Genomic DNA, 16167 nt, shown 5'->3' with positions numbered 1-16167 from the left:
CCAAAGGCCGGCCAGGGCGAAAAGCAGGGGGTCGCCGCCGCCGAGCCCCGCGCGTCCGCGCAGCGCTTGATAGCAGCGCGCCGTCAACCAGAGCGCGGCATAGGCGAACAGGCCGGCGCCCAGGAAAGAACCGATCTCGTCGGGCGACAAGCTCAGCCGGACCAGCAGACCGACGCCGGCGATCGCCAGCAGCGGGCCATCCGGCAGGACGAGATAGAGCGCGTCGATCAAGGCGGCGATGCAAAGCGGGACGAACAGCGCCAGACTGGCGATCAGCACGGCGGGGCTGGCGTGCGCCGCCGCAAGGCCGAACCACCCGGCGACAAAGCCCCAGGCGGTCGGGGTCAGGGCGCTCGCCAGAGGATCTCCTTGGCGGGCGGTCAGGCTGGCCCAGGCGAAACCGCCGAGCCGGCGCGCGCGACGGCGAAAGCGCGCCAGGCGCATCGCCCAAAACGAGTCGTTGAACGCGAAATATGCAGTCACATTGGGCCTTTGGACGCCCGGAAGAACGGGGCGCGCGGCCCAACAGTCTCTCGCCCCAACAGTCTTGACCTCACCGGGCGCCAAATTGAAGACCCGGCAGAATCTGGGTTCCCTCGGCGCGAACGCCGTCCAGTTTGCTCGGAGCGACGCCGAAGATTTGAAGGATGGTCGGCGCGATCTGCGCGGTCGTGACCACCGTGTTGATCGATTTCGCGGTCAGGCCGGGATTCGACCCGATCAGGGCGACATGGGTGTCGTCCTCGTTGAAGCCGCCGTCTTCGGCGTGTTTCGAGCCGCCGGTGTAGATCACGCCGCTCTGGGCCAGTCCGGCGAGATTGGAACAGGTGTTGTGGGCGATGCAATATTGCAGATCGGCGGCGCGGAAACCGTCGATGCTCACGAGCAGAACATGCTTCAGGTTGTTCTCAAAAGCGGCGGCCGGCGGGACGATGGCGAGCGGCAGGGTGAGGCTCGAAGCCAAAGCGGCGCGGTCGGAATGGTCTTGTATTTGAATCATGGGCCCCCGGCTGACATGACGCGCGTAAATGATCACGCGGCTGTGTCATTCGGATGAAACATTTGCTTCCGAAACTGGGGGCTGATGGGATGGAGCTCGGATGGCCGGCGAAATGAGAACAGCGGGCCTGTTGGCGATGATGTTCGGCCTGCTGGCCATGGGCGCCGCGCGCGCCGGGACGATCCGCGCGGGGACGGTCGACGTCTCGCCGCAGGGGCTGACCCGCTATGCCTGGTGCCTCGAACAGGCGCGGCAGGAGGACGCCGTCTATCCCGGCGATCGGGGCGTCGGCTATCGCTGCACCCACGAGACAGCCGCCGGCTATTTCAACGCGCTCGGGCGGCGCGGGCGCGACCCCCGGGAAACCTCGGTGCGCGACGAAACCGGCGCCTATGTGCTGCGCCCGATTTCGGGCCTTGGCAATTGCTGGCATCGGATCGAGGATGAAACGGGCCGGCCGGTCTCCGCCTTTGGCTGCGACGTCTTCATCGCCTACTGAGCATTGTCATGAGGCGATCATCAATGGCTCCTAAATCCGGCTTGAGCTTAGGGTGTTTGTCCGTGCCGTCCTTTTCCGATCTCCGCATGGGCGCCGCGCGCCGCCTCACCCGCCGCGCATCGCGGCGCGCCGGGTTTTCCCTGGTGGAAATGCTGGTCGTGCTGGCGATCATCGGCATGATCGTCGGTCTGGTCGGGCCGCGCGTGCTGAACTATCTGTCGGAATCCAAGGTCAAGACGGCGCAGATCCAGATGGAGAACATCGCCAGCGCGCTCGACCTGTTCTATCTCGACGCCGGCCGCTATCCCACCACCGAAGAGGGGCTGGCGGCGCTGGTGCGTCCGCCCTCCGGCCTCGCGGGCTGGAACGGGCCTTATCTCAAATCGAACACGGCGCCGCACGATCCCTGGTGCCACGACTACCTCTATCGCGCGCCCGGACAGAACGCGCCCTATGACGTCGGCTCGCGCGGTCCAACCGGCAAGGAAGGCGGCGCCGGGACCCTGGCCCGCGCCGCGCGCTGAAGCGGCCGCCGCCGCGCCGAAAAGGCTTCGCCCTGTTGATCGTGATCTGGGGGCTGGGCGCGATCGCACTGCTGGTGTTGTCCTTCGCCGCCACGGGCCGACTGCGCTTGCAGACCGCCTTCAACGCCGCCGGCGCCGAGCAGGCGCGGGCGATGGCCCAAGCCGCGACCAATCTCGCGGTGCTGACGCTGGCGCGCGAGCAGATCGCCGGCGGCGCGCCCGAGCATGACGGGGCGCCGAGCTTTTGCGCGCTGGAGGATGCCGTGGTCGCCTTGGCGATCGAGGATGAGGCCGGCAAGATCGATCTGAACGCCGCCTCCGAATCTTTGTTGCGCGACGCCTTTTCCGGCCTCGCGGGCCTCGCGCCGAACGACGCGACCGCCGTGGCCCGCGCCGTGGCGCAATTTCGCACCCCCGCCATTTTCGGCTTGGACACGCCGAGCGGCGCGGGCAAGCCTTTCGCCGCCAAGGGCGCGCAATTCTAGAGCGCGCTGGAGCTCGACCAGGTCGCCGGCCTGGATTCGGCCCAGTTCCAGACCCTGCTGCCTTTCGTCACCGTGCATTCGCACGCCGACGGCCTCGATCCGAATCGGGCGCCGCCGGCGCTGTTCGCTGCGCTGCTGGGCCTGTCCGGCGAAGAGGTCGCCGCGCTCGCGGCCCGGCCTTACCCCAACGCGCTGAACCGCGACGATCCGCGCTTTCCCGAAACCTATCGGCAAAGCGGCGCCCACGACATTTTCCTGGTTCATGTCGAGGCCCTGCTCGCCAGCGGCGCGCGGGCTCTAAGCGAAACCATCGTCGATCTGCGCGCCAGCGACGGCGCGCCCTACGCCTTCCGCGAGATTCGCGGGGGCGCGCCACATTTCTCGGACCAGCTCAACACATTGCGCACGGCGCCGCCGCCGCCGTGTTGAGAGCCGTGACTTTGAGCGATAAGTGGCGCTGTTTCCTGATTCCCCATCCCAGGGTTCAGTTACGGCTGCTCCTGATCAGGAGCAGCCCGTGGTTGATCCGCATGTCTCACACTTCAGGCAGGTGCCGTTGCGTACAAGCGTGAAATTTCCACACTCGCCGCACGCTTCTCCAACGTACCCCTTTATGCGGGCTTCAGCCCTGCGCGAACCGGATGCGGGAAGTCTCTGGTTTCCGGAGTAAGCAAGACCGCCCGATGTCGGATCATCACTGGCGGCGCTGTCCTTCGCCGGCGGCGTCCAGGTCAGCGTGTCCAGCAGGCTGGGCGCGCCGGGCTCGACCAGCGCGTCGGATTTCAGCGCCGTGGCCCCCACCGTCGCCACCCCCGCGGTAACCGGCTTTTCCATCGCCCGATCGGTCTGCACCAGCATCAGCTTGTCCGTCTTGCTGCGCACGAACCCGCGCGACACAAACCGTTGCGTCGTGTTCGCCTGCGAGGCGGGGGCGCGGCTCTGGTCGTCGCCCTTGCCCAGCGCGTCATGGCCGATGTCGGAGGGATCGACATGGGCGAGATCGGTGCGGCCGAGATAGGAAATCGCCAGCTCGCGGAACACATAGTCGAGAATCGACGTCGCGTTCTTGATCGCGTCATTGCCCTGCACGAAACCCGCCGGCTCGAAGCGGGTGAAGGTGAAGGCGTCGACATATTCCTCCAGCGGCACGCCATATTGCAGGCCGACCGAAATCGCTATGGCGAAATTGTTCATCAAGCTGCGGAAGGCCGCGCCTTCCTTGTGCATGTCGATGAAGATTTCGCCGATGCGGCCGTCCTGATATTCGCCGGTGCGCAAGTAAACCTTGTGGCCGCCAACCACCGCCTTCTGGGTATAGCCTTTGCGCCGGTCGGGGAGTTTTTCGCGCTCGCGGCGCCGTTCGATGCGCTCGACCACACGCTCGACAATGCGCTCCGCGATCTGCGTCGTCCGCGCCGGCTGGCTCTGCGCCATGAAGGCGTCGAACGCGTCCTCGTCTTCCTCCTCATCGGCGATGAGTTGCGAGTTCAGCGGCTGCGACAGTTTGGAGCCGTCGCGATAGAGCGCGTTGGCCTTCAGCGCCAGCCGCCAGGACAGCAGATAGGCGTTCTTGCAATCCTCGACGGTGGCGTCGTTGGGCATGTTGATGGTCTTGGAAATCGCGCCGGAAATGAACGGCTGCGCCGCCGCCATCATGCGGATATGGCTTTCCACCGACAGATAGCGCTTGCCCGTGCGCCCGCAGGGATTGGCGCAGTCGAACACCGCGTAATGCTCGGGTTTCAAATGCGGCGCGCCCTCAAGGGTCATGGCGCCGCAGGCGTGGATGTTGGCGGCCTCGATTTCGGCCTTGGTGAAACCGAGGAAGGGCAGCAGTTCGAACGAGGGGTCTTCCAGCTTGGCGAACGGCACTTTCAGCGTGTTGACCAGGAATTCCCCGCCCAGCACGAACTGGTTGAAGGCGAATTTGATGTCGAAAGCCTCGCCCAGCGCCTTTTCCAGCGCGGCGAGCTGGTCCACGCCAAACCCCTTGGCTTTCAGCGTCGCCGCGTTGATCGCCGGCGCCTGGTTGAGATTGCCGTGACCCAGCGCGAAAACCTCGATTTCCGCGAGCTGCGCTTCGGTATAGCCGAGAGCGCGCAAAGCTTCGGGCACGGCGCGGTTGATGATCTTGAAATAGCCGCCGCCGGCCAGCTTCTTGAATTTCACCAGCGCGAAATCCGGCTCGATCCCGGTGGTGTCGCAATCCATCACCAGCCCGATCGTGCCGGTCGGCGCCACCACGGACACCTGCGCATTGCGATAGCCGTGCTTTTCGCCGAGGACGCGCGCGGCGTCCCAAGCCTTGCGGGCATGGACGATCAGATCCTGGTCGGGGCAGGAGGCGGCGTCGAGCGGAACCGGATGCACCGCGAGGCCCTCATAGCCGGCAGCCGCGCCATAAGCCGCCCGCTGGTGGTTGCGGATCACGCGCAGCATGGCGCCGGAATTTTCGGCGTAACGCGCGAAGGCGCCGAGTTGCCCGGCCATTTCGGCCGAGGTGGCGTAGCACACGCCGGTCATGATCGCCGACAGCGCGCCGCACAGACTGCGGCCGGCTTTGGAATCATAGGCCAGACCGGACGACATCAGCAGACCGCCGATATTGGCGAAGCCAAGCCCGAGCGTGCGATAATCATGGGACAGTTGAGCGATTTCGCGTGACGGGAACTGCGCCATCAGCACGGAAATTTCCAGCACGACCGTCCACAGCCGCACCGCATGCTCATAAGCCGCGACGTCGAATTTTTTCGTCTCGGGATCACGGAATTGCAGCAGGTTCAGCGAGGCGAGATTGCAGGCCGTGTCGTCCAGGAACATATATTCCGAACACGGGTTCGACGCCCGGATCTCACCGCCGGCGGGGCAGGTGTGCCAGTCGTTGATGGTGGTGTGGAATTGCAGGCCGGGATCGGCGGAGGCCCAGGCGGCATAGCCGATCTTGTCCCAGAGTTCGACGGCTTTGAGAGTTTTCGCCACCTTGCCGTCGGTGCGGCGGGTGAGCGCCCAATCCCCATCCTGCTCGACCGCGCGCAAAAATCCGTCGGCGATGCGGACGCTGTTGTTGGAATTCTGGCCGGAGACGGTGAGATAGGCTTCCGAATCCCAATCGGTGTCATATTCGACCAGATCGAAATCGGTGAAACCCTGCCGGGCATATTGCAGCACGCGCTTTATAAAACCGTCGGGGCAATAGGAGCGCCGCGCCAGCTTGATCTCGCGCTTCAGCGCCGGGTTCTTCTCCGGATCGAAACAGGTGTCGCCGGGGCCTTCGCAATTGACCGCCGCCTTGAACACCGCCTTCATATGCTTGCGCAGGATTTTCGAGCCGGCGACCAGGGCCGCCACTTTCTCTTCCTCGCGCACCTTCCAGTCGATGAAGGCTTCGATATCGGGATGGTCGGCGTCCACCACCACCATTTTCGCGGCGCGCCGCGTGGTGCCGCCGGACTTGATGGCGCCGGCGGCGCGGTCGCCGATCTTCAGGAACGACATCAGGCCGGACGACTTGCCGCCGCCGGACAGTTTTTCACTCTCGCCGCGCAAGCTTGAGAAATTGGCGCCGGTGCCCGAGCCATACTTGAACAGCCGCGCCTCGCGCACCCACAAATCCATGATGCCGCCCTCGTTGACGAGGTCGTCCTTCACCGACTGGATGAAGCAGGCGTGGGGCTGGGGATGCTCGTAGGCCGAGCTGGAGGCGGTGAGGATTCCGGTCTCGTGATCGACATAGAAATGGCCCTGGCCCGGCCCATCGACGCCATAGGCCCAGTGCAGGCCGGTGTTGAACCATTGCGGGGAGTTGGGCGCGGCGATCTGGCGCGCCAGCATGAAGCGCATTTCGTCGTAAAACGCGCGCGCGTCCTCGTCGCTGTCGAAATAGCCGCCTTTATAGCCCCAATAGGTCCAGGCGCCGGCGAGCCGGTCGAACACCTGTTTCGCCGAGGTCTCGCCGCCAAAGCGCTGTTTTTCTGGAAGTTCGGCCAGCGCGGCCTCGTCGGGAACCGAGCGCCACAGGAAGGAGGGGATCGAGGTCTCCTCCACCCGTTTCAGGCGGGCGGGCACGCCGGCCTTGCGGAAATATTTTTGCGCCAGCACGTCGCAGGCGACCTGGCTCCAGGCGGCGGGGGTCTCGATTCCCGACTGGGAAAACACGGTGGAGCCGTCGGGGTTGCGGATCTCGCTGCGGGTCTCGCGGAATTCAATGGTTTGATAGGGAGACTGGCCTGCCTCGGTGTAATGCCGCTCGATCCGCATTTTTTGATCCCGTCCGACGATCTGGCTTATTGGTAACTCTTGGCGACGCCCATGCGTTCGCGCGGGGTTTCCCCCCGGGCGAGGCTGGCTGAACGCGACTGACTAAGACACCCTGTTGAAAACGAGCGAAAACGCTACGCTCGAACGCGCGCGTCATCGCCGGCTCTCCGCACGGAAGCTTGCGCCGCCGCCGCGTTCCTCACTGGAATGATCATATGGTATGAAAGCGCGCCCCGGCCGTCAAGATATTGTGTTGGACTTATCCCCGACCGCTACAAATTGGGGATTACGGGGATGAATCTCCACTTCCGTTAAGAAATTTTTTGCTTTTCCACCCGTTCTGGCGTAACCGCCGCGCGCGCCGCATCAGACGCCGTCACAGCCCGATGAAAGGCCTGAGCAACGGCAGGATGAGGCTGGTGAAGGCGCCGTTCAGGCCCATCCCGATTCCCCCGAACGCCCCCGCCACCGAATCGATATGGAAGGCGCGCGCCGTGCCAATGCCGTGCGAGGCGACGCCGGCGGCCATGCCGATGGCGGCCGAATCGCGGATTCGCAACAGCCGCATCAGCGGCGACAGGATCAGGGCGCCGATCACGCCGGTGATGATCACCAGGCAGGTGGTGAGGAAGGGCGCGCCGCCGAGATGTTCCGACAGGCTCATGGCGATGGGCGAGGTCACGGATTTCGGCGCCAGCGAGGCGACGAGCAGGTTGGAGCCGCCCATGGCCCGCGCGAGAAACGCGGCGGAAAAGATGGCGGTGAGCGCGCCGACGGTCAGCGAAACCAGAATGGGCAAGGCGGCGGCCCGCACCTGCTCCCAATGGCGATAGAGCGGAATGGCCAGCGCGACGGTGGCCGGTCCGAGCAGGAAATGGATGAATTGCGCGCCGGCGAAATAGGTCTCGTAGCTGGTCCCGGTCAGTTGCAGCAAAACGATGATCTGGGCGGCGGCGATGGCGACCAGATTGACGGCGGGATGGCGGCCGCACGCGACGGAGATGCGATCGGCGATCACATAGGCGACCAGGGTGAGGGTCAGCCACAGCAGCGGGGTCGAAGCGAGATAGACCCAGGCGTCGGCTTCGTGGGCGAGCAGAGTGTCGATCATGGCTTTTTCTTCAGCAGGCGGAAGGTGAGGGCGGTCGCGGCCATGGTGAGGGCGGTCGAAACCAGCAGCGTGACCGACAGCAGCACGGCATATTGGGAGAGCACGTCGAAATAGCGGACCATGCCGACGGTGGCCGGCACGAACAACAGCGACAGATGGCCGAGCAACTGGTCGGACACCGCGCCCAGCGGTTTGGGCACGGCTTTATCGCCCTGTCCGCCGCGCGCGAGCAGGTAGGCGAACAGCAGGCCCATGCCGACGACGGGGCCGGGCAGGGGCAAGGCGAACAGCCGGCAGACGAATTCACCGATCAACTGGCACAGGAAAATGCCGGCAAGGGCGGCGGTCATGGCGAAACTCCGGGGCGGCGGCGCCCTCTCCCCGCTCGCGGGGATCGACGGTTGGGGATGCGCATTGGCTTTTGCCCCTTCAGGAAAGCCCTGAACGCTTTCGTGAAGGTGGAAGGTGGCGACGCTCTCGATTACCCCCCGGACAAAACCCCCGTCAATGCGCGCGGACTCCGCGAGTCTCACGTGCGTCTCACGTGGCGCTGGACATAAGCGCGCGGCGCGGCCATAGTCCGCCGCGAAAACTGCTAAGCCCGACAAATTTGGATTCGCTCGATGAAATGGCTTTCCCAGCTCTTCACCTGGTGGAACGAGCAAACCCTGTCCACGCGCATCCACACCTTCTTTCATGGCGAGCGCGTCGGGGAGGATGAGGCCGGCAACATCTATTACCGCTGGAAGAACAACAGGATCGATCCGGCGCTGGGCTTCAACCGCCGCTGGGTGATCTTCAAGGGCGTCGCCGAAGGCTCGAAAGTCCCGCCGGGCTGGTACGGCTGGCTGCACCACATGACCGACGAAACCCCCGTTAGCGCGCCCTACACGCCGCGCGAGTGGGAAAAGTCCTACACCCCCAACCAGACCGGCACGCCCAACGCCTGGCGCCCGCAAGGCTCGACGCTCGCCGCGGGCGTGCGTCCGCCGACGGGCGGCGACTATCAAGCCTGGTCGCCGGAGGCCTGAGCGGCGCCTGATGCGTAAACTTTCCCTCACGGTTTTGCGCCCGGCCTTGGCGCTTGCGGCCGGCCTCGCTGCGGCCCTGCCGGCGCGCGCCGACGAAATCCGCAATCCCAACGCCGTTTTCGCCGGCCTGGACAAGATCACCGGCCGCATCATCTCGTTCGACGTCGCCATTGACGAAACCGTGCAGTTCGGCACCTTGCAGATCACGCCGCGCGTGTGCCTGACCCGGCCGCAGACCGAGGCGCCGTTGACCGAGGGCTTTGTCGAGGTCGACGATATCGACGCGAAAAGCGCGAAGCGGGTGTTTTCCGGCTGGATGTTTTCGGCCAGCCCCGGCCTGCATGGCGTGGAGCATCCCGTCTATGACGTGTGGCTGAAGGACTGCAAGGGCGGCAAGGATGTGGTGGCGTCGCCGGTCTCTCCCGCGCCCAACGTCAACGCCCCGCCGCCGGCCAATGCGCAGGCCGCGCCCACGCCGGGCCGCAAGCCGCGCATCTTGAAGCCGCAGGAGCCGGAAGAGCCCAAGGTGGAGGTGCCGTCCGCCGCCGATCCCGGCCCAGTCGCGCCGGCAGACCCCGCGCAGGGGCCTGTCGAACTGGCCCCCTCGGCCCCGGTCGGAGCCGCGCCGCTGCCGCCGCCGGTCGAGGTCGGCGCGCCGCCAGGAGCCGGTCCCGCCGCGAATCCGGCTGCCGCGCCGTCCAAGCCGAAAAAACCGAAGAAGCCCAAGCCGCAACCGGCGCCTCAGCAGGCGCCCGGCGCGGAGCGCCTGCCGTTGCAGGCGCCCCCGGAGCCGCGCCGCGACAGGGACGGCTTCCCCGGCATCCGCGACCTGTTCTGACGCCGCTTTAGACTCTTTGTTTTCGCATGATCTTTTCCAAGAACCGGTATCCACTTTTTGGGATCATGCTTCAGCGCATATTCCCGAAAAGTGTGCGCGGTTTTCGGAAAAGAATATGCGAAAACCAAAGAGATGGAGCAAATTCGGTGAACGGGAGTTCACCGAACTTGCTTTAGCGGAACGCCAGTGTCGCGCCGTGGACGCTGTATTTGCGGTCCATATTGCCCTGGACGGCGCCCCATTCGGCGCTGGAGACCGTGAAGCGCATCTTGCGGCCGCACAGGGCGACCCAGCCGGTCTCGCCGGTATAGCCCGTAACCGGCGTGAACCCGGCGGCGCCGCGCTCCGCCTTGACCTCGCGCAGCTTCGGCCGGACCTGCGTATGGAAGAACAGATAAAAATCATGCGCCTCGGCCAGGGCGGGGCAGTCCGGCCGCGACCCCAGCGCGAACAGCGCCGCCTCGTACATGCGCGTCGCGCGATAATCGTCGTCGGTCTCGGCATTGTCGGCGCCGGGACGCAGGGTGATTTCGACCTGCGTGATCGCCAGCGTCGGCGCATAGTTCAGCACGACCAGTTGCGGCGAATCATAGGCGCCGGCGAAGGAACTGCGATAGGGGACGGAGACAACGCCCTGTGCCGTCCGGTGTCCGGCGATGTCGCCGCCGAGATAGCGCTCGACGTCAAGCTGGGCGGCCTGGAAATCCGGTTGCGTCAAATGGGGCTGGATGGCGGCGAGACAGGCCCGGACCTCCGCGCCGAGGCAGCCGTCATAAGCAAGGGCGGGCGTCGCCGCCGCGCAGGCCAGCGCGAGGCTCGCGAGTCCGAGGTTCATGGGGGTCTCCTTTTTCCCCATTTTGCCCGGTTCCGCCCAACAGAAATGGCGCGAACCTACCATTTGGCCGCCGCGTCGCCCCGCGCCAGCTCCAGAATGGTTTCGGGCGGCGCGTCGGCCGCCAGCGCCGCGAAATCGCCGGGAGCCTGCAAGGCCGCGCGCAGGCGCCGGCGATAGGCGGCGCGCGAAATCTCCACGGCCCCGAGGCTGGCGAGATGCGGGGTGATGAACTGCGTGTCGAGCAGGGAAAAACCGCCGCGCTTGAGCCGCGCCACCAGATAGGTCAGGCAGATTTTCGACGCGTCGGTCGCCCGGTGGAACATGCTTTCGCCGCAGAAGGCGCCGCCGATCGCGACGCCATAGAGCCCACCGACGAGAACGTCGTCGCGCCAAGCCTCGACGGTATGAACATAGCCCTGCGCGAACAAGGCGCCATAAAGCTCGGCGATTCGGCGGTTGATCCAGGTCTTCTCGCGGCCCGGCTTGCTCTCGGCGCAGCCGGCGAGCACGCCGAAAAAGTCCGAATCGACGCGAATGTCGAAGCCGCGCCCCTTGATCGCCTTGGCCAGGCTTTTGGAGACACAAAAACCGTCGAGCGGGAAAATGCCCCTGCGCGACGGGTCGAACCAGCTAAGGTCATCGTCGTCGGCGTCGTCGGCCATGGGAAACAGCCCCGCCGCATAGGCGCGCAGCAGGATTTCGGGCGTGATCGCATCGGATTCGGAAGACATGCGCCGATTGTGGGGGGCCGCGCGCCTTTCGGCAAGCGCCCCCGTCCGCGATCGGTTTCGCTCCCGTCAGAAGGCGTGGGAATAGCCCACGCGCGCCGCATTGGAGAAATGGCCGCCCTCGGCGAGTTGGGCGCTGTAGCCGACGCTCCAGACGCCCGCGCCGATCTTGCCCTGCACGCCGACGCCCATCTCGCCGTAATTCAGCGCGCTGCGCGGAATGGCGACGGTGGCGGAGGCCATGGCGGCCTGCGCGCTGGCGAGTTTTAGCGTGGCGTAGCGGGTGGCCGCGTCGAAATCGTGGTTGTAGGTCAGGCGCGCGAACGGCGTGACGTCGAAAAACTGGCCGAACGCCTCGACGCCGGCCATCAGGGTCTGGCTGCTGGCGATGGTCTGGGGCATCGCGATATTGCCGCCGGCGGCGCCCGTTTCCGTATAGCCGCTGATTCGCGCCCATTGCAGCGCATAGCCGCCGACGGGGCCGACCTTGACCGCGCCGAGGTCGAAATCATAGCCCGCTTCAAGGAAGAAGGCTTGCAGATCGCCCGAGGTCTTGCCGGTCGCGGTCAGGCCATAGGCCGCCGGGCGGTTGATGGAGTCGAAATTGGCGTGGCCAATCGAATAGCCGGCCTGTGCGAAGAAGCCCTCGCGAATCACGCGCGAATACAGGCTGAAGTCGACGCCGTCCGCCTTGTGGCTGAAGCTGCCGTGGGCGTTGATCTTGCCCAGGCCGACGGCGCCGCCGACGGTGAGGGACGGCGAGAACGAATAGTCCAGGCCGACCGAGCCCTGGAACCCGTTGCGGGAGCCAGTCTCGCCGGTCGCGCCGATAAAATTGGCGCTGTCGGCATAGCCGAAGGCGCCCATGATCCAGGGCGTGAAGGTTCCGGCGGCGGACCGGCCCGCGCGGCGGTTGGCGTTGAGTTGGGCGGCGATATTGCCGGAGTTGATGTCGGCGAGCGCCAGGCCGGACTGCTGCACGGCCGCGAGCGCGAGCGGTCCCGTGCCGATCATCCAGGCGAGATATTGCGGATCGACATAGGTCGGCAAGGTCATGCGATAGATCAGCACCATCGCGTCGCTGTTGACCGCCTGCGCGCAGCTCACGCCGCTGGTCACGCAGGTGGTGGAAAGGAAGTCGTTGTCATTGCCGATGAACAGGAAGAAGTCCTGCGGCTTGCCTTGCTCCAGCACCGGCGCCAGCGCCATGCCCTCCCATTTTTCGGTCAGGGTGAGGCGGGTTGGCGACGTGTTGTTGATGTTGATGCCGAACTTGCCGAGTTGCGCGGTGTTCAGCATGTTCAGCACATCGACCTGCTGCACCGGAATGATCGCGGACGCGAGTTTCCCGCTCGGCGACAGCGGCGTGGTGGTGGTCTCATAGACCGACCCGGCGATATTGGTCGCGGCGCTGGTGTCGATCAGCAGCACGCTCTTGAACACCGGGTTCAGATTGGCCTGGCCCAGGCCGTTGCCGTCGCGCGACAACACCAGGAACTGGGTGTCGTTGAGCGCCAGCAGCTCCGATTGCGCGGCGGTGCGGTTGGCGGCGGCGCCGCCGCCGGTGGAATTGTAGATCGGCAGTTGCAGCACATAGTCGGCGATCGGAGTGCTCGGCGTCTTCGACTGCGTGATGTCGTAGATCATCAGCCGCGTGTTGGCGCGGGTGTTCTGGCTCGACGTCGAGTCCTGCATGGCGGCGCTTTGCAGCAGGGTGACGAGCTTTTTCTGGTCGGGCGTGATGGCGAGGCCTTCGAGGCCCTGGTTGAGGCGGCGTCCCGTGGCGGCGTCGGTCAGGGAGGTGTAGGCGATCTGGCCCAGGGAATTGCGCGGGATCAGCGCCGCCGGCGGGGTGATCACGCCAAGCAGATTGCCGGTCTTGTCGAAATAATAGACGTTGGCGCCATATTCATCGGAAACGTAGAAATTGCCGTTGTTGAGGAAGCGCAGGCCCTCGGAATCGATGCTGATCTTGCCGGCGGCGACGCCGGAAGCGGGGCTCGGCAGGGTGATTCCGTTCTGGACCGTGGCTCCGCTGGCGTCGAGGCCGGTGGTCACATTGCCGTTGAAGTCGCGCAGGAAAAAGCCGCCGTTCATGGTCAGTTGCAACTGGTGCTGCGAGGCTTCGCTGACCGGCAGGGCGGCGCCCGATGTGTAAGGCGTGAACGCCATCGACAGAATGTTCACGCGCGCCGCGTAATCGCTGAAGGTCACGCTGCCCACGCCGTTGGGGCCGCGGTCGGGCAGGGCGAACATCGCGCCGGTATAGCCGGTCGCGGTCTTGCGCCAGCTGCTCAGGTCGATGGCGAGGCTCGAAAAGGCGCCAAACGTGTCGCCGGCGAAATCATAGGTCGAGGTGGCGGACAGGCGCGCGACGCCCTGCAGGCCCTGGTTGACCACAGTGGTCCCGTTCAGCGTCGCTGAAGTCGAGCCGGCCACGCTGATGACATTGGGGGTCTTGTAAACCAGCGGATCGGCCCCGGCCGCGACCGGAGGAAGGACCAGAAAAGCGACGCCCGAAAACAGAGCCGCCTTGAAGTCCGCCGAAACTTTCCATGTCATCGCCAAATTCCCGCCATGATGAGACCATTGTTGCCGCAGGGCTCTAGGGCGGGTTCACGACGGATATGTGACGTTAGGTTAAGCGCCGCGATCGCCGGGGGAACGACGGGCCGACTCAGTTGGAATGATCAACGTGGGGGCAGACTCGATTCGCCGCGCAGGGAAAAATCGCGCGGGAAGTCCAAGGTCGATTCCAAGGCCGCGATGCGGATTATTCCGCCCGCGTCACGTGTCCGTCGAGGAAAATCAGCTTTTCGTCGGGATCGATGCGCCAATAGACATAGGCGTCCGGTTCGCCCCAGTTCTTGCCGCGCCAGCGCGCGCCCAGCGCGTTTTCGTCATTGGCGCAGGGGGAGAACAGCTCGAACCCCTGCCGCGACAAGGCGTCCCGCAGCGCGGCGCTCGGCGACCCCAATGGAAATTCTTCGCGCAAGCGCATAGCGAAAGCCGAATCCGCCCGCGGCCCCCGTTTTTTCCGCGCGTCCTGCTCGTAGAGCGAGCGCGCGGGGCAGGGCGCGCCGGCATACCCTTCGGAGGCGAGACCGGCGATCAGCGCCGGCGCCGGACGGACGGGCTGATGCAGCAGCCACCAGCCCAGCGCGGAAAAAATCAGGCCGAGGACGACAGCCGCCCGCATCAGCCCTCGAAACCGTCCATGCCGCCAGCCGCCAAGAATTTCTCCAGCCAGTGGATGTCGTAAATCCCGTCCTGGATTTCGGAATTGCGCACCAGGGCGCGGAACAGCGGCAGGGTGGTGTCGATCCCATCGACGATGAATTCGTCGAGCGCACGACGCAGGCGCATCAGCGCCTCATTGCGGGTGCGGCCCTGAACGATCAGCTTGCCCACCATGGAATCATAGTTGGGCGGGATGACATAACCCTGATAGACGGCCGAATCGACGCGCACGCCGACGCCGCCGGGCGGGTGATAATACAGGATTTTTCCGGGCGAGGGCCGGAAGGTCGCGGGATGTTCGGCGTTGATGCGGCATTCGATGGAATGGCCGCGCAGGTCGATGTCTTCCTGCCGGTAGGCCAGCGGCGAACCGCTGGCGATCTTGATCTGCTCGACGATCAGGTCGAGCCCCGAGATCATCTCGGTGATCGGATGCTCCACCTGGATGCGGGTGTTCATCTCGATGAAGTAGAATTCGCCGTTCTCGTAGAGGAATTCAATGGTGCCGGCGCCGGAATATTTCAGCTTGCGCATCGCGTCGGCGCAGACTTCGCCGATCTTCTGGCGCTGGTCCTGGTTGAGGGCCGGGGAGGGGGTCTCCTCGAGCACCTTCTGGTGGCGGCGCTGCAACGAGCAGTCGCGCTCGCCGACATGCACCGCATTGCCAAGCCCGTCGCCGAGGATCTGGATTTCGATGTGCCGGGGCTTTTCCAGATATTTTTCCAGATAGACCGCGTCGTCGCCAAACGCCGCCTTGGCCTCGGTGCGGGCGGAGGTCAGCGCGTCCGAAAGGTCGAGCGGGGTGCGGGCGACCTTCATGCCGCGTCCGCCGCCGCCGGCGGCGGCCTTGACCAGAACGGGAAAACCGATGTCCTCGGCGACCCTCATCGCCTCGTCATCGTCGGTGATGCCGCCCTCCGAGCCGGGCACGCAAGGGATTCCCAGCGACCGCGCCGTGCGCTTGGCCTCGATCTTGTCGCCCATGATGCGGATGTGCTCGGCCTTTGGGCCGATGAAGCCGATGCCGTGATCCGAGCAGATTTCGGCGAATTTGGCGTTTTCGGACAGGAAGCCATAGCCGGGATGGACGGCGTCGGCGCCGGTGATCTCGCAGGCGGCGAGCAGGGCGGGGATGTTGAGATAGGAATCGCGCGCGGGGGGCGGGCCGATGCAGACCGATTCATCGGCCAGCTTGACATGCATGGCCTCCGAATCGGCGGTCGAATGCACGGCGACGGTGGCGATGCCCAGCTCCTTCGCCGCGCGCAAAATGCGCAGGGCGATTTCGCCGCGGTTGGCGATCAGGATCTTTTCGAACATTTAGGCGATCACCATCAAGGGCTGGCCATATTCCACAGGCTGGGCGTCCTCGACCAGAATGGCCGTGATGACGCCGGTCTTGTGGGCGACAATGTCGTTGAACGTCTTCATCGCCTCGACCAGCAGCACCTTATGTCCCTCGGTGACATGCGCGCCGACCTCGATGAAGGGCTTGGCTTCCGGGCTCGGGCGCAGATATACGGTGCCGACCATCGGCGATTTCAGCACGTCGGCCTGGTCGTGCTCGGGCGCGGCGGCCACGGGCGCCGCCGCCAGGGGCGCGGCGGCGGGGGCGGGCG

Annotated in this window: 17 protein-coding genes; 6 read left to right on the top strand and 11 right to left on the bottom strand. The window is 65.4% G+C overall.

Going from position 1 to position 16167, the window contains the following annotated elements; genetic code table 11:
• Window positions 1-483, bottom strand: a 483-nt coding sequence (locus CCR94_RS15155) for a prepilin peptidase (RefSeq protein ID WP_146090017.1), incomplete at its 3' end; no start/stop codon positions are given.
• 70 nt (window positions 484-553) lie between these two features.
• The gene (locus tag CCR94_RS15150; protein ID WP_146090016.1) at window positions 554-1000 is read right to left on the bottom strand and encodes an alkaline phosphatase family protein; all 447 of its coding nucleotides are present in this window, start codon (window positions 998-1000) and stop codon (window positions 554-556) included.
• A gap of 100 nt (window positions 1001-1100) precedes the next feature.
• Here CCR94_RS15150 and CCR94_RS15145 point away from each other — a divergent pair, with 100 nt between their 5' ends.
• The 4 genes from CCR94_RS15145 to CCR94_RS26455 all read left to right on the top strand — a co-directional run bounded on the left by CCR94_RS15145 (window position 1101) and on the right by CCR94_RS26455 (window position 2937).
• Window positions 1101-1499, top strand: a complete 399-nt coding sequence (locus CCR94_RS15145; protein ID WP_104508691.1) for a hypothetical protein — start codon at window positions 1101-1103, stop codon at window positions 1497-1499.
• Between the two features lie 86 nt (window positions 1500-1585).
• A complete protein-coding gene (gene gspG / locus CCR94_RS15140) occupies window positions 1586-2023 on the top strand; it encodes a type II secretion system major pseudopilin GspG (RefSeq protein ID WP_104508694.1) in 438 nt (145 codons plus the stop codon).
• Between the two features lie 35 nt (window positions 2024-2058).
• On the top strand, window positions 2059-2508 hold the full coding sequence (locus tag CCR94_RS26460) for a type II secretion system protein GspK (RefSeq protein WP_104508690.1): 450 nt from the start codon (window positions 2059-2061) through the stop codon (window positions 2506-2508).
• A 72-nt stretch (window positions 2509-2580) separates the two neighbouring features.
• On the top strand, window positions 2581-2937 hold the full coding sequence (locus CCR94_RS26455; RefSeq protein ID WP_104508689.1) for a hypothetical protein: 357 nt from the start codon (window positions 2581-2583) through the stop codon (window positions 2935-2937).
• A 75-nt stretch (window positions 2938-3012) separates the two neighbouring features.
• On the opposite strand, the gene CCR94_RS15125 is transcribed toward CCR94_RS26455, so the two are convergent.
• The 3 genes from CCR94_RS15125 to CCR94_RS15115 all read right to left on the bottom strand — a co-directional run bounded on the left by CCR94_RS15125 (window position 3013) and on the right by CCR94_RS15115 (window position 8226).
• A complete protein-coding gene (locus CCR94_RS15125; RefSeq protein ID WP_104508688.1) occupies window positions 3013-6765 on the bottom strand; it encodes a vitamin B12-dependent ribonucleotide reductase in 3753 nt (1250 codons plus the stop codon).
• Window positions 6766-7141: 376 nt separating this feature from the next.
• Window positions 7142-7876: an LrgB family protein gene (locus CCR94_RS15120; RefSeq protein ID WP_104508687.1), complete on the bottom strand. Its 735-nt coding sequence runs from the start codon at window positions 7874-7876 to the stop codon at window positions 7142-7144.
• Window positions 7873-8226: a CidA/LrgA family protein gene (locus CCR94_RS15115; protein ID WP_104508686.1), complete on the bottom strand. Its 354-nt coding sequence runs from the start codon at window positions 8224-8226 to the stop codon at window positions 7873-7875. Before CCR94_RS15115 ends, CCR94_RS15120 begins: the two co-directional genes overlap by 4 nt.
• Before the next feature lie 273 nt (window positions 8227-8499).
• Between CCR94_RS15115 and CCR94_RS15110 the strand changes: the two genes are divergently transcribed.
• The gene (locus CCR94_RS15110; protein ID WP_104508685.1) at window positions 8500-8907 is read left to right on the top strand and encodes an NADH:ubiquinone oxidoreductase subunit NDUFA12; all 408 of its coding nucleotides are present in this window, start codon (window positions 8500-8502) and stop codon (window positions 8905-8907) included.
• Between the two features lie 10 nt (window positions 8908-8917).
• The gene (locus CCR94_RS15105) at window positions 8918-9745 is read left to right on the top strand and encodes a DUF2155 domain-containing protein (protein ID WP_104508684.1); all 828 of its coding nucleotides are present in this window, start codon (window positions 8918-8920) and stop codon (window positions 9743-9745) included.
• A 172-nt stretch (window positions 9746-9917) separates the two neighbouring features.
• On the opposite strand, the gene CCR94_RS15100 is transcribed toward CCR94_RS15105, so the two are convergent.
• The 6 genes from CCR94_RS15100 to CCR94_RS15075 all read right to left on the bottom strand — a co-directional run.
• The gene (locus CCR94_RS15100; RefSeq protein ID WP_104508683.1) at window positions 9918-10580 is read right to left on the bottom strand and encodes a hypothetical protein; all 663 of its coding nucleotides are present in this window, start codon (window positions 10578-10580) and stop codon (window positions 9918-9920) included.
• Window positions 10581-10636: 56 nt separating this feature from the next.
• Window positions 10637-11311, bottom strand: a complete 675-nt coding sequence (gene aat, locus CCR94_RS15095) for a leucyl/phenylalanyl-tRNA--protein transferase (protein ID WP_104508682.1) — start codon at window positions 11309-11311, stop codon at window positions 10637-10639.
• Window positions 11312-11377: 66 nt separating this feature from the next.
• Window positions 11378-13870, bottom strand: coding sequence for an esterase-like activity of phytase family protein (locus CCR94_RS15090; protein ID WP_104508681.1), 2493 nt, complete (start codon window positions 13868-13870; stop codon window positions 11378-11380).
• A gap of 211 nt (window positions 13871-14081) precedes the next feature.
• Window positions 14082-14507 (bottom strand): hypothetical protein, encoded by a 426-nt coding sequence (locus CCR94_RS15085; protein WP_104508680.1) that lies wholly within the window; start codon window positions 14505-14507, stop codon window positions 14082-14084.
• Window positions 14507-15868 (bottom strand): acetyl-CoA carboxylase biotin carboxylase subunit, encoded by a 1362-nt coding sequence (accC, locus tag CCR94_RS15080; RefSeq protein WP_104508679.1) that lies wholly within the window; start codon window positions 15866-15868, stop codon window positions 14507-14509. The genes CCR94_RS15085 and accC overlap by 1 nt, the downstream gene beginning before the upstream one ends.
• The coding region (locus CCR94_RS15075; protein ID WP_338052995.1) for an acetyl-CoA carboxylase biotin carboxyl carrier protein at window positions 15869-16167 on the bottom strand (299 nt) is incomplete at its 5' end.

Origin of the sequence: Rhodoblastus sphagnicola (assembly GCF_002937075.1) — a bacterium.
GTDB lineage: Bacteria > Pseudomonadota > Alphaproteobacteria > Rhizobiales > Beijerinckiaceae > Rhodoblastus > Rhodoblastus sphagnicola.
The sequence above is the reverse complement of the archived record's forward strand: the minus strand, read 5'-3'. Positions and strand labels throughout refer to the sequence as shown.